The sequence below is a fragment of the Streptomyces nigrescens genome (assembly GCF_027626975.1).
Lineage (GTDB): Bacteria > Actinomycetota > Actinomycetes > Streptomycetales > Streptomycetaceae > Streptomyces > Streptomyces nigrescens.
Window position 1 is genome coordinate 8,282,544 of record NZ_CP114203.1, and the last position, 12,305, is coordinate 8,294,848.

The 12,305-nt window shown below is 72.0% G+C and carries 12 protein-coding genes; 5 read left to right on the forward strand and 7 right to left on the reverse strand.

Features of this window, described 5'->3' with window-relative positions; translation table 11 throughout:
- Nucleotides 1-25: 25 nt before the first annotated feature.
- Nucleotides 26-880, reverse strand: a complete 855-nt coding sequence (locus tag STRNI_RS36415) for a PucR family transcriptional regulator (protein WP_018091707.1) — start codon at nt 878-880, stop codon at nt 26-28.
- 349 nt (nt 881-1,229) lie between these two features.
- On the opposite strand from STRNI_RS36415, the gene STRNI_RS36420 reads away from it, so the two are divergent.
- A complete protein-coding gene (locus STRNI_RS36420) occupies nt 1,230-1,784 on the forward strand; it encodes a molybdopterin-dependent oxidoreductase (protein WP_266442010.1) in 555 nt (184 codons plus the stop codon).
- 35 nt (nt 1,785-1,819) lie between these two features.
- On the opposite strand, the gene STRNI_RS36425 is transcribed toward STRNI_RS36420, so the two are convergent.
- Nucleotides 1,820-2,239, reverse strand: a complete 420-nt coding sequence (locus tag STRNI_RS36425; protein ID WP_018091709.1) for a TOBE domain-containing protein — start codon at nt 2,237-2,239, stop codon at nt 1,820-1,822.
- A 297-nt stretch (nt 2,240-2,536) separates the two neighbouring features.
- Between STRNI_RS36425 and STRNI_RS36430 the strand changes: the two genes are divergently transcribed.
- The 3 genes from STRNI_RS36430 to STRNI_RS36440 all read left to right on the forward strand — a co-directional run bounded on the left by STRNI_RS36430 (nt 2,537) and on the right by STRNI_RS36440 (nt 5,950).
- Nucleotides 2,537-2,932: a TOBE domain-containing protein gene (locus STRNI_RS36430; RefSeq protein WP_093640075.1), complete on the forward strand. Its 396-nt coding sequence runs from the start codon at nt 2,537-2,539 to the stop codon at nt 2,930-2,932.
- A gap of 146 nt (nt 2,933-3,078) precedes the next feature.
- Nucleotides 3,079-3,882, forward strand: coding sequence for a molybdate ABC transporter substrate-binding protein (modA, locus tag STRNI_RS36435; protein WP_277412760.1), 804 nt, complete (start codon nt 3,079-3,081; stop codon nt 3,880-3,882).
- A gap of 91 nt (nt 3,883-3,973) precedes the next feature.
- Entirely contained in the window at nt 3,974-5,950 is a 1,977-nt protein-coding gene (locus STRNI_RS36440; protein ID WP_277412761.1) for an ABC transporter permease, read from the forward strand.
- Nucleotides 5,951-5,968: 18 nt separating this feature from the next.
- Here STRNI_RS36440 and STRNI_RS36445 read toward each other — a convergent pair whose 3' ends face one another.
- Nucleotides 5,969-6,415: a nitroreductase family deazaflavin-dependent oxidoreductase gene (locus STRNI_RS36445; RefSeq protein WP_018091713.1), complete on the reverse strand. Its 447-nt coding sequence runs from the start codon at nt 6,413-6,415 to the stop codon at nt 5,969-5,971.
- 198 nt (nt 6,416-6,613) lie between these two features.
- Between STRNI_RS36445 and STRNI_RS36450 the strand changes: the two genes are divergently transcribed.
- Nucleotides 6,614-8,083 carry an APC family permease gene (locus tag STRNI_RS36450; RefSeq protein WP_277412762.1) on the forward strand — a complete coding sequence of 490 codons (1,470 nt, stop codon included), beginning with the start codon at nt 6,614-6,616 and terminating at the stop codon, nt 8,081-8,083.
- Nucleotides 8,084-8,238: 155 nt separating this feature from the next.
- On the opposite strand, the gene STRNI_RS36455 is transcribed toward STRNI_RS36450, so the two are convergent.
- The 4 genes from STRNI_RS36455 to STRNI_RS36470 form a co-directional block, all read right to left on the reverse strand.
- The gene (locus STRNI_RS36455; RefSeq protein ID WP_159490979.1) at nt 8,239-9,693 is read right to left on the reverse strand and encodes a SulP family inorganic anion transporter; all 1,455 of its coding nucleotides are present in this window, start codon (nt 9,691-9,693) and stop codon (nt 8,239-8,241) included.
- Between the two features lie 17 nt (nt 9,694-9,710).
- Entirely contained in the window at nt 9,711-10,313 is a 603-nt protein-coding gene (locus STRNI_RS36460; RefSeq protein ID WP_159490981.1) for a carbonic anhydrase, read from the reverse strand.
- 92 nt (nt 10,314-10,405) lie between these two features.
- The gene (locus STRNI_RS36465; protein ID WP_159490983.1) at nt 10,406-10,819 is read right to left on the reverse strand and encodes a hypothetical protein; all 414 of its coding nucleotides are present in this window, start codon (nt 10,817-10,819) and stop codon (nt 10,406-10,408) included.
- A gap of 145 nt (nt 10,820-10,964) precedes the next feature.
- Entirely contained in the window at nt 10,965-12,293 is a 1,329-nt protein-coding gene (locus STRNI_RS36470) for an MFS transporter (protein WP_266442032.1), read from the reverse strand.
- Between the last annotated feature and the right edge of the window lie 12 nt (nt 12,294-12,305).

Here is a 12,305-nt window from a genome sequence, read left to right on the forward strand (position 1 = left end):
CGCCCGGCCCGGCCGCGCGCGCCGTTCAGCGGCAGAGCAGCGCCGCCTGCAGATCCAGCTTGTGCTCCAGCCGGGACAGATCGCGGCCGGTCAGCGACTCGATGCGCTGGATGCGGTAGTGCACCGAATTCACATGCAGTTGCAGCGCCGCGGCCGTCCGCGCCCAGGACCCGTGATGCGCGAGGAAGATCTCCAGCGTCTCCACGAGCATCCGGTGCGAGCCGCCGCCGCGCGCCAGCGGACCCAGCACCCGGGTGCTGAAGGCCGTACGGACCTCGGCGGGAACCCCGGCGAGCAGGGCACCCAGGGTGCCGAGGTCCTCGACAGCGGTCACCCGGGCCCGGTCCGGGGCCTGCGCACGGGACACCTTCAGTGCGTAACGCGCCTGTCCCAGCGCGGAGTTGATGCCTTCCGGTGCGCGCACCGGGCCGCTGATCCCGGCATGCAGCGGTGTCTGCGGCCCCTCGGCGTACAACGTCGGCCACAGCTCGCCGAGCGACAGCCGCCGCTCGGCGTCGGGGTCCACCGGGACGAGGGCGACCGCCTCACCGCCCGGGAGCCGCCCGGCCGCGAACGGCTCACCGGGGGAGCACCGCAGCGCCTCCGTCAGCGCGCTCACCGCCGGCCCGCGCTCCTCGCCGACCGTCGTGGCCACCACCACCCGGTACGGACCGGAAGGGGGCAGCCCGCAGGCGCGCAGCGCGGCATCGAGCGCCGCACCCTCGGCCGGGCCGCCCGCGGCCAGCGCCACCAACGCGTCCGCGGCCGGACATCCGGCGGTGTGCGGTATCTCGCCGGCGCTCTCCGCTCGCCCCTCATGACCGGTGGCGCACCCGCCCGGATCGGGCGAGTCGAGCTGGAGGAGATCGTGGTCGTGCATGTGCTGGCTCCTTGGGCGGCTGCCGGGCACGGACCCCGGCATCTCACATTCACCAGGAGAAGGTGACTTCCTGCATGGTAAATGCCAGACGATCAAGGTCATAGTGTTCTCGGTTGGTTACCCAGACCCTGCCGTCGGCGACGGGACGATTCCGACAAGGTGCGGCCGGTCCCCCGATGGCCTCGGCCCCCGTCCCACCCCGTGCCGGAGATGCTGCCCTCTTGATTCCCTTTGCCTCACTTCAGCAAGGCGAGATGGCATATCAGGGTGGCATCCGTGGTTCAGGGGCGGGCCGGTCGGGCATCACAGGGAGGCAGCCGTCGCGTGGATCGCCTCAAGGAGGTCTCGAATGAGCCGACCCGGCCCGCCGTCCCGCACCACAGCCGTGCGCCCGGGCCCCGGGGATGCCGCCCCCGCCGGCCACCGGCGCTTTCTGATCCGCGGTCAGCTGCGGCGTCCGCTCGCACTGACCGTCGCGGACCTGCGGGAGCGGTGGCCGCAGCGGCGGGCCGCGGTGGTCTTCGACTGCGCCACGAACGGGCCGCGGCACCACACCTTCGAGGGGCCCCTGCTGCGGGAGGTCATCGACGCGGCGGGCCCGGCCTTCGACGCCCGGCGGCGCAAGGACCGCTCCCGCTATCTGCTGGCCGTCACGGGCGGGGACGGGCACCACGCGGTGCTGTCCTGGGCGGAGCTCGACGCGGACTTCGGCGACGCACCGGTCCTGCTGGCCACGGCCATGGACGGGCGCGCCCTCGATGAGGCGGGCAGCCAGCTCGTGGTGCCTTCCGACCGCTGCGGGGCGCGCTACATCAGCGCCCTGACCGGCATCTGGTTCGGGACCTGTGCCCTGCCCGAGCTGCCGCACGATCTGTCCCCCGGCCGTGGGGTGGGCAGATTCTGAGCCCCCATCGGCCCGGGGCTTCGAGGGGCTCGGGCTCAGGAGGCGGCGAGTGCGATCTCGGTCGACTTGATCAGTGCGGTGACCTCGGAGCCGGCCGCCAGCCCCAGGTCCTCGACCGCGTCCCTGGTGATCGCCGCGGTCAGCTCACCACCCGCGACGGCCACCTTGACGCCGGCCATCGCGCCCCCGGTGGCCACCTCGGTGACGGTGCCGGGGATCCGGTTACGGATGCTGAGGCCCTCGACCGCGCCGGTGGCGAGCGCGACCTCGGTGGACTTGATCAGCGTGCGCACCGCGGAACCCTCCGCGATGCCCAGCTCCCGCACCGCCTCCCGGGTGATCGCGGCGGTGATCTCCTGCCCGCCGTCCAGCCGGACCTTGACGGTCGCCATGACCTCGCCGGGGGTGACGGAGGCAACGGTGCCGGGAATCTGATTACGGATGCTCAGGCTCATGGACATGCCTCACCGGGGGAGTGGAAACGCGAAAGTGGCGGGGAATGGGGGTGTATCTCCTGCTCTGGTCCGCACTCTAGTCAGGGTCCGCGCGGTCGTCCGGGCATGCCGTGCGGGTGCCGGAGGGGTGTCCGGATGTGCCGGGCACAACGGTGCAGGGCGGAGTGGCCCCGTGGTCGGGGGCCCGGGGCCGGAATGCGCCGGGCTTCGTCCCTTCCTCCAAGGTGCCTGGCATTTGCTATAGAGCTTCGCCTTATGAATTGCAGATGCGAGCCAATGTTGCCTATCTTGTCGCACATGCAGTCCTATACGATCGGTCAGGCGGCGCGGCTGCTGGGCGTCAGCCCCGACACCGCGCGCCGCTGGGCGGACGCCGGCAAGGTCGCGACCCATCGCGACGACGGCGGCCGCCGCCTCATCGACGGTCGTGATCTGGCCGCCTTCTCCATCGAGGTGGCGCAGAACGGCACAGGTGAGGAAGACGCCTCGTACACCTCCGCGCGCAATGCCTTCCCGGGCATCGTCACCGCTGTCACGCTTGGCGATGTCGCAGCCCAGGTCGAGATCCAGGCCGGTCCGCACCGTCTGGTCTCCCTGCTGACCCGGGAAGCGGTGGAGGAACTGGGCCTGGAGGTCGGCATGCAGGCCACCGCCCGCGTGAAGTCCACCAGCGTGCACATCGACCGCACCTGACCCCACCGCGGTAGCACCACAGCCGATCCCCCCACCGTCCCCACCGGCCGGCTGCCTCATCTCAGCGGCGTCGCCCGTCCACGGCGCGGCTTTTCCCATCCGCTCGGACGACACCCGTCGTCCCGGGTTCCAAGGAGTCCCGCCTCATGTCCCAGCTCTCCACCGCGCGCCGCGCCGCCGCCGCGCTCGTCACGGCCGCCCTGCTCGTCCCGCTCGCCGCCTGCGGCGGCAACGACGACGGCAAGAAGGACAAGGGCGCCGAGAAGTCCGGCGGCGCCGCCCCCAAGGCGGACCTCACCGTGCTCGCCGCGTCCTCGCTGACCGATGTCTTCAAGAAGGCCGGTGCGGTGTACGAGAAGGACCACCCGGGAACCAAGCTGAACTTCTCGTTCGCCGGATCCCAGGAGCTGGCCGCCCAGGTCAGGGAGGGCGCCCCCGCCGATGCCGTGGTCACCGCCGATACCAAGACCATGGACGGGATCAAGGTGGACGTCGGCACGCCCACCGTCATCGCCAAGAACCGCCTGGTCATCGTGACCGGTGAGGGCAACCCCAAGAAGATCGGCAGCCTCAAGGACCTCGCCGACAGCAAGCTGAAGGTCGTCCTGGCCGCCTCCCAGGTGCCGGTCGGCCGCTACAGCAAGCAGGTCCTGGACGCACAGAAGCTGAACGTCAAGCCGGTCTCCCAGGAGCCCAATGTGCGCGCGGTGCTCAGCAAGGTCGAGCTCGGCGAGGCCGACGCCGGTCTCGTCTACAAGACGGACGCCGCCACCGCGCCGAAGAAGGTCGACGCCGTCGACATCCCCGACGCGCAGAACGCCGTCGCCTCCTATCCGGCCGCGTCCCTGAAGATGTCCCAGCACGCCGAGGCCGCCGCCGCGTTCGTGAAGTGGCTGAGCACGCCCGAGGCCCAGCAGATCCTGCAGCGGGCAGGCTTCCAGAAGCCGTAATCCGGTACGGCGCGCACGGGACTGTCCGGCTCGGGGGAGTGGACAGCCCTGTGCGCGCACCGCCCGGCCCGCCCCGAGCCGAGGAACCCCGATGAGACGCCCCCGCACCCTCGCCCCGCCCCCGGCAGGCAGGTTTCGCGCACCCGGGAGCCGCACCCCCCTCGTGCTGGCCGTGCCCGCGCTGGTCGCCGTCGCCTTTCTGCTGCTGCCGCTCCTCGGCGTCCTCGCCCGCACCAACTGGAGCGACATCGGCACCCACTTGACCAGTCCGGGTGTCCTCGAAGCGCTCCGGCTGTCGCTGCTGGTGTCCTTCTGGGCACTGGGGCTCGCGCTGCTGCTGGGCGTACCGCTGGCCTGGCTGCTGGCGCGGGTCGACTTCCGCGGCAAGGCGCTGGTCCGGTCGCTGGTGCTGCTGCCGATGGTGCTGCCGCCGACCGTCGGCGGGGTCGCGCTGCTCCTCGGCTTCGGCCGCCGTGGACTGCTCGGCCCCTGGCTGGAGGACACCTTCGGCATCGTGCTGCCGTTCCACACCTCGGGCGCGGTGGTCGCGGCCACCTTCGTCGCGATGCCGTTCCTCGTCATCAGCCTGGAGGGCACGCTCGCCGGCCTCCGCCCGAGTTACGAGGAGACCGCGGCCTCCCTCGGGGCCTCTCCCGTACGGGTCTTCCGCACCGTCACCCTCCCCATGGTCGCCCCCGGCCTCGCCGCCGGTGCCGCGCTGACCTGGGCCCGTGCGCTCGGTGAATTCGGTGCGACGATCACCTTCGCCGGGAATCTGCCCGGCACCACCCAGACCCTTCCGCTCCAGGTCTATCTGCTGCTCCAGGATTCCCCGGAAGCCGCCACCTCGGTCTCGCTGCTGCTGCTCGTCATTGCCATGGCCGTGCTGATCTGTCTGCGCGGCCGCTGGACGGGCGCCACCGCCACCGGCCGCGCGGCCCGCACCGTACGCGCCGCCGACGACCCCGGCCCACCGGCCCCGCCCGCCACGGTCACCGAGGATCCCGTTCCGCCGCCCGCGGCGCACCGGGAGCGCTGGCCGCTGCACGCCGAGGTCACCGGCTTCAACCGGCTGACGCTGGACGCCGATGCGGGCACCACCATCGCCGTCGTCGGACCCAACGGCGCCGGCAAGACCACCCTGCTGCGCGCCCTGCTCGGCCTCACCCCGCGCGCCCGCGCCGCGCTCCGCCTCGGCGACACGGACGTCTCCGCGCTGCCCCCGCACCGCCGCGGTGTCGCCTGGGTCCCCCAGGACGGTGCGCTCTTCCCGCATCTGACCGCCCTGAACAACACCGCCTACGGGCTGCGCGCCCACGGCACCCCGCGTGCCCACGCCCGCCGTACGGCCCAGCAGTGGCTCGACCGGCTCGGCGTCGGCCACCTCGCGCACCGCAAGCCCGCCCAGCTCTCCGGCGGTCAGGCCCAACGCGTCGCCCTGGCACGGGCGTTGGCCGCCCGGCCCCGTCTGCTGCTGCTCGACGAGCCGCTCGCCGCACTCGACCAGACCACCCGCGCCCAGGTACGGCACACCCTGCGCGGCCATCTCGCGGAATTCGGCGGGGTGTGCCTGATCGTCACCCATGACCCCGTCGAAGCGGTCTCGCTCGCCGACCGCGTCCTCGTCCTCGACGACGGGCGCGCCCTCCAGGACGCCCCGCCCGCCGAGGTCACCCGGCATCCGCGCTCGCCCTGGGTCGCCCGGATGCTGGGCCGTAACGCCTGGCCGGGCACCGCCGCCGGCGATGCCCTCGCCCTCAGCGACGGCGGCCGTCTGGTCGTCGCCGACCCGCTCCCCGAGGGTGCCCGGGCGCTGGCGATCATCGCCCCCGAGGCCGTGTCCGTGCACCTCGACAGGCCCACGGGCAGCCCCCGCAACGTCTGGCCGGGCACCGTCCGCGAACTCACCTCCGCGGGCAGCCGGCTGCGGGTCCTCATCACCTCGTCCGAGGCCCCCGACCTGGTGGCCGAGATCACCCCTTCGGCGGCACTGGAACTCGGGCTGGCGGACGGCGTGTCCGTATGGACCAGCGTCAAGGCCACCGAGGTCTCCCTGGTGACCCTCTGAGCGTCGACCGGCGGCAGGTCAGTGCGCCGTGGCCGCCGGTTCCAGTACGAACACCGGGATCTGGCGGTCCGTCTTCTTCTGGTACTCGTCGTAATCGGGCCACGCCTCGACGGCACGCCCCCACCACAGGGCCTTCTCCGTCCCGGTGACCTCACGAGCCGTCATGTCCCGGCGCACCGGGCCGTCCTGCAGCTCCACCCGGGGATCGGCCACGAGATTGTGGAACCACACCGGATGCCGGGGCGCACCGCCCATGGAGGCCACCACCGCATACGTCCCGTCATGCTCCACCCGCATCAGCGGGCTCTTGCGGATCTTGCCGCTCTTGGCGCCCCGGGTGGTGAGGATGACGACCGGCATGCCGCGCATCGTCGTGCCTTCCTCACCGCCGGAGGTCTCGTACAGCTCGACCTGATCGCGTACCCACTGCGCCGGGCTCGGCTCGTACTCACCCTGAAGAGGCATGCTGTCCGTCCCTCTCTGAAGACCAGCGTGGCATCGCGCGCGGACGGGGCATCGGCGCCGCCCACCACGGCCCTGACCTTGGCTCAACAACCGCGGCGGACGCAATCTTCCGGGCTCCGCCGTCGTGTCCGGTGAGCCCCTGGTGTGCCTCGCGCGCGGTCTTCCGCACGTGCGGTGCCGCGCCTACGGTTCTCGCGCATGAGCACCCCGAAGGTCACCTGCGCCGCCCCCTCGCCACGCACCGCCAAGACCCTCGGACGGAACGCCATAGGCACCGGTGACCTGGTCTTCTTCGTGGTGGCCGCGGCGGCCCCGCTGACCGTGATGGCCGGTGCGGCGCCGGTGGCGATCGGTATGGCCGGCCAGGCGGCACCCCTGGGCTATCTCCTCTCCGGGCTGCTGATGATCGTCTTCGCCGCGGGCTTCACCGCGATGAGCCGCCACGTCCGCAACGCCGGTGCGTTCTATGCCTACATCGGGCGCGGGCTCGGCCGGGCGACGGGTGTCGGCGCGGCATATGTGGCCGTGCTGTCGTACAACGCCATCGAAGTCGCCCTGCTGGCGGTCTTCGGCTGGTTCAGCGAGTCCGGGTTCCAGGATCTGACCGGTGTTCGTGTCCCCTGGTGGGTCTGGGCAACGGCAGGCCTCGTCGCGATCGGTGTTCTCGGATGTCTGAAAGTGACCCTCAGCGCCAAGGTGCTCGCCGTCGCGCTCGCCCTCGAAGTGCTGATCCTGCTCGTGTTCGAGGCCGCGGTGTACGCGCACGGGGGCGGGCCCGACGGCCCCGGGTTCGGCGCGCTCTCCCCGGCGCACCTCGGCACGGCGGGCGCCGGCGGCATGTTCGTGCTCTCCGTCGGCGCGTTCATCGGCTTCGAGGCCACCGCGGTCTACGCGGAGGAGGCGCGGCGGCCGGAGCGCTCGGTGCCGCGCGCGACCTACCTCGCCGTCGGATTTCTCGCGCTCTTCTACACCTTCACGGTCTGGACGGTCCTCAACGCCTACGGGGCGGCCCGGGCGCGGACGGTCGCGAACGGCGCCGCGGGAACCGATATGGTCTTCGCCGCCACCGCACGGTTCGCCGGGGCCTGGGCCGCCGACGCCATGCGACTCCTCATCGTCACCAGCGCCTTCGCCGCCACCCTCGCCTTCCACAACGGCGCCACCCGCTACTTCTACGCCCTCGGCCGGGAGCGTCTGCTGCCCCGCCGCCTCGGCACCGTCACCGCACGGCACCGGTCCCCGGCCGCCGCCGTCGTGCTCCAGTCGGCGATCGCCCTCGTCGTGGTGCTCGCGACGCTGGTCTCCGGCCAGGACCCGTACGCCGTCACCTTCCTGTGGAGCAACGGCACCGGCATCGTCGGCATCATGCTGCTGCAGACACTCGCCGCCCTCGCGGTATACGGCTTCTTCCGGCGCGACCGCCGCGGGCTGCCGGCCTGGCGGGTGGTGGCCGCACCGCTGACCGCCTGCGCCGGTCTGGCCGTCCTCATCGTGCTGGTCTGCCGCAACTTCGGCCTGCTGACCGAGGCGTCAACGGGCGTGAATCTCGCCCTGCTGGCACCCTTGCCGCTCGTCTTCGCCCTCGGACTGGGCGTGGCACTGCGCATCCGGCGCCGCGCGCCCCGGGCGTACGCAGGGCTGACGACGGTGGACGTGGAAAGCGGCTGAGTCCCGGCCCATCAGGGGCGCCCAATGCGCCGGCCACCGGCGGCTGCCCCGGGGCGCCTCATCGGCGAGCACGGGAACAGCCGGACCGGTGGCCGGCGCGCAGGGAGTTCACGGCTGCTGTCCGCACGCCAACCGGCGGCGCGGGCAGCCCGTGGTCAGGACACCAGCTCCACCTCGCGGGTGCTCCGGCGATGCTGCTCGGCCCAGTTCGTCAGCGCGGCACCACAGGCGTGGTCGAGATGGCGCAGACCGCTGAGGTCGAGCTCCACATCCCGGTCCGCGGGCAGCGTTTCGAGCTGGTCGAGGAGCTTGGGCAGCCGCAGGAACGTGGCGTTTCCGATGGCCCGCACCTGCACCGGCTCCGCCGTGTCCTTCGGGACCTGGATGTCGAGGTGGATGTGCGAGGTCTCCCAGGCAGTCTTCGCGACGGCCAACAGCAGACCGATGAGCACGCCCTCGAACATACTGATCGTCACGATCGCGATCGCGGTGACCAGGAGGACAACGGCCTCCCCGCGGTGTTCGCGCCACAGCGGCCGCAGATCACGCAGCGGGATGAGCTTGCAGCCCGCGTGCACCAGAACGCCCGCCAGCGCGGCCACCGGCACCACACCCAGCGCCGCGGGGAAGGCCGCGGCGAACACCAGCAGCCAGAGACCGTGCATCACCCGCGAGGCCTTGGTCTTCGCGCCCGCGTTCACATTGGCGGCGCTGCGGACGATGACGGCGGTCATCGGCAGGGCACCCAGGACACCGCAGACGGCATTGCCCGCACCCTGGGCCATCAGCTCCTTGTCGTAGTCCGTACGCGGCCCGTCGTGCAGCCGGTCGACCGCGGCGGCGCTGAAGAGGGACTCGGCGGACGCGATCAGCGCGAAGGCCAGGACCGTGCCGATCACACCGATGCTGCCGAGCTGCCCGAGGTCGTCGAGGCCGGGTGGCTGGATTGCATCCAGCAGTCCGCTGACCTCGACCCGTGCGACGGGCATGTCCAGCGCCCACACCGCGGTGGTCGCGAGCGCCACCGCGGCCAGCGGCGCGGGGAGGATCCGGGCGGCGCTCCGCCAGCGTGGCCACAGCACCAGGACGGCGATGGTGCCGGCACCAATGGCGAGCGCGGCCAGCGCGCTCCCCGACCGTACGGTCGAGGCGACCAGGTCGGGCAGTCCGCCGATGTTGGCGAGTCCGCTGCCCGGCGCCTTGGCGTCCGTGAGGGCGTAGAGCTGCCCGGCGATCAGGACCAGGCCGATACCGGCCAGCATGCCCTGGACGACGGCGACCGAAATCGCCCGGAACCAGCGCCCCAACTTGAGGGCACCCATGGCCAGTTGCAGTACTCCGGCGGCCAGCACCAGCGCGCCCAGCGCGCCGAGGCCGTACTCCTTGACGGCCTCGAAGACCAGCACCGTCAGACCGGCGGCGGGGCCGCTGACCTGGAGGCTGCTGCCGGGCAGCAGACCGGTGAGCAGTCCGCCGACCACACCGGTGACCAGGCCCAGTTCGGCCGGGACACCGGAGGCGACCGCTACCCCGACGCACAGCGGGACGGCCACGAGGAAGACCACGAGAGAGGCGGTGAAGTCCGCCCGGAAGGAGGGGAATCGCTTCATGAGAGGCAAACCCGCCTTCACAGGGGGAGGAACATATCGGAGGCCGGGTGATGCGCCGCGACCATGCCGGTGTGCACCTCGTAGAACCAGCCGTGCAGATTCACCTCTCCGGCGGTCAGCCGCTCCTGTACACAGGGGTAGCCGCGCAGCCGGTCGAGTTGTTCCCGCACATGCTGTTGCACCGCGGCGGCGACCGTCGGTTCCTCGTCCTTGGGGAGTTGGTCGGAAAGCTGCTGCGTCAGCCAGTCCCGCACGGCCGGTGCGCCGGTCAGGTCCTCGCCGCGGGCCTTGGCGCCGACCGCGCCGCAGTGCGAGTGGCCGCAGACCACGATGTCGGCCACGCCCAGTACGCGCATCGCGTACTCGATGGTCGCGGCCTCCGCGCAGGCCGCCATGTCTTCCTGGTACACGGGCACGGCGTTGCCGGCCGTCCGCAGTTCGAAGAGTTCACCGGGGCGCGCGCCGGTGATCAGGGACGGTACGACCCGGGAGTCGGAGCAGGTGATGAACAGGGCGAGGGGCGACTGGCCGGATGCGAGCCGGCCGTAGGTTTCTTGCTCTTCGCGCCGGTCGGCGATTCGGGCCATCAGGCCACGGGCATGCTGGATGAACGTCTCCACGAGGAGGTCTCCTGCTGATGAGGGTTGCCACTGTGGGGGTGGTGGCGGGAATGTACGAAGTGCGGCTGGTGGGGCAGGCCACCACGCCGCGCTCAGCAGCGGAAGACGCAGTGGAGTACGGGGATGCTGTCCGGTCTTGAGGCGGCCTTGGTGGTGCTGCCGGGTGTCGGGTCACCCGGCGCCGGAGCGGCGTCGGACGCCACCCCGGCACCGCTGACCGGCGAAAGCGGACGCCCGATGTGGTGCGGATTGCCGACGGAGGTACGCACCGTGCGCCGGGGCTGACCGCGCTCGGCCTTGCCCTTGGTCTTTTCCTCGGCGCTGTTGTAGGTGGGCTTGACGGCCGGTGTGGTGCGCGCGGACTCCGCGGCGAATGTGGCCTGTGGCCCGTTGGGGGACGACGTCATACCGCCCAGCAGGAACGCCAGGATCACCATGAGCGAGAACAGGGGCGTGCGGAACCGGCGCTGCACCGGTATGCCCGGTGTGCAGGTGTCCTTCCGCATCGTTGCCCCCCGTGGCTCGTTCACACGGTTCCACTCTGCCTTCACAGTGCAGCATCCAGGTTTCCGGCGTGATAACGAGAAATGACGCCAAGTTTCAAGATGTCCCCCGTCTCGGTTCGGGCACATCCGTGTGACGAACGGGTGTTCATTTTGGTTCCGGCTCCGCGTGGGAACTTGCCGGGGCGGTGTCGGTGTGTGCGGGGCGGCGGACCGACCACGCGACCACGGGTAGGACCGCCAGCGAGAGAACCCCGCCGGCCAGCGCCAGCGTCGGGTAGCCGCCCACCACGACGACCAGCCCCGAGGACATCCCCCCGGCGGCACCCGCGAGGGCGATGCCGACGTCCACCAGCCCCTGGGCCGAGGCGCGTCGGGCGGGTGGCAGGGCGTCAGTGACGATGGCGGTGCCGCTGATCAGCCCGAAGTTCCAGCCGATGCCGAGCAGCACAAGTGCCGTGGCGAGCGCGGGAACGGAGTGCGGCGGAGCCAGGGCGGCCAGGAGCCCGGCGACGGCCAGCGTCAGACCGGAGGCGCCGGCGATCCACCGCCGGCCGAGGCGGTCGACAAGCAGCCCGGTGAGCGGGGAGGGCAGAAACATCGCTCCGACATGCAGGGCGATGACCAGCCCGGCCGCCTGGGTGCCATGGCCGTGCGCCTGCATGTGGACGGGCGTCATCGTCATGATCGCGATCATCACCAGCTGAGTGAGGACCATGACCGAGGTGCCGATGACCACTTCGCGGCGGTTCAGCCGGGGTTCTGTCCGGTCCGCGGCGTCCTCCGCGGGACTCCCGGCCGCCAACGCCTCCTGAGCCGCCACCGCCTCCTGAGCCGCCGCCAGCTTCTCGGCCAGCCGCAGCGGATCGGGCCGCAGCAGCGCGGCCAGGGCCACCGCCGCCGCCCCGAACGCGGCGACGGCCAGCAGGAAGGGCCCGGCGAGACGGGGGATGCCCCAGGAGTGTGCGACCTCGCCCGTGAGGGTCACCAGGTTGGGGCCGACCACCGCGCCGAGCGTGGTGGCGAAGAGCACCGTGCTCACGGCCCGGCCGCGCCGCTCGGGCGAGGCCAGATCCGCCCCGGCGTAACGCGCCATCAGGCCCGTGGAGGTGCCCGCCCCGTAGACCAGCAGGGCCAGGAACAGCAGCACCGCACTGCCGACGGCGGCCGCCACGACGACCCCGAGGCTGCCGAGTGCGCCGACGGCGTACCCGAGCGCCAGCCCGGGGCGGCGGCCGTACCGTCGGCATATCTGGCCGATGCCGAGCGCGCCCAGCGCGGCCCCGGCGGTGAACAGCGCGCTGGGCACGCCGGCCAGACCGGTCGAGCCGAGCATCTCCTCGGCGAGCAGCGCGCCGACGGTGATTCCGGCGGCGAGGCCCGCGCCGCTCAGGATCTGGGAGAACACCAGGACAGCCAGAATCCGGCGCTGTTCGGGTACCTCGCGGCCGGCCGTTACGTCGTTCCGGTCCCTCATGATTCCTTTCGG

What these genes read in the sequence shown, in the direction of transcription:
- STRNI_RS36415 (WP_018091707.1), bottom strand. Translation starts at nt 880, where the DNA reads ATGCACGACCACGATCTCCTCCAGCTCGACTCGCCCGATCCGGGCGGG.
- STRNI_RS36420 (WP_266442010.1), top strand. Translation starts at nt 1,230, where the DNA reads ATGAGCCGACCCGGCCCGCCGTCCCGCACCACAGCCGTGCGCCCGGGC.
- STRNI_RS36425 (WP_018091709.1), bottom strand. Translation starts at nt 2,239, where the DNA reads ATGAGCCTGAGCATCCGTAATCAGATTCCCGGCACCGTTGCCTCCGTC.
- STRNI_RS36430 (WP_093640075.1), top strand. Translation starts at nt 2,537, where the DNA reads ATGCAGTCCTATACGATCGGTCAGGCGGCGCGGCTGCTGGGCGTCAGC.
- modA (WP_277412760.1), top strand. Translation starts at nt 3,079, where the DNA reads ATGTCCCAGCTCTCCACCGCGCGCCGCGCCGCCGCCGCGCTCGTCACG.
- STRNI_RS36440 (WP_277412761.1), top strand. Translation starts at nt 3,974, where the DNA reads ATGAGACGCCCCCGCACCCTCGCCCCGCCCCCGGCAGGCAGGTTTCGC.
- STRNI_RS36445 (WP_018091713.1), bottom strand. Translation starts at nt 6,415, where the DNA reads ATGCCTCTTCAGGGTGAGTACGAGCCGAGCCCGGCGCAGTGGGTACGC.
- STRNI_RS36450 (WP_277412762.1), top strand. Translation starts at nt 6,614, where the DNA reads ATGAGCACCCCGAAGGTCACCTGCGCCGCCCCCTCGCCACGCACCGCC.
- STRNI_RS36455 (WP_159490979.1), bottom strand. Translation starts at nt 9,693, where the DNA reads ATGAAGCGATTCCCCTCCTTCCGGGCGGACTTCACCGCCTCTCTCGTG.
- STRNI_RS36465 (WP_159490983.1), bottom strand. Translation starts at nt 10,819, where the DNA reads ATGCGGAAGGACACCTGCACACCGGGCATACCGGTGCAGCGCCGGTTC.
- STRNI_RS36470 (WP_266442032.1), bottom strand. Translation starts at nt 12,293, where the DNA reads ATGAGGGACCGGAACGACGTAACGGCCGGCCGCGAGGTACCCGAACAG.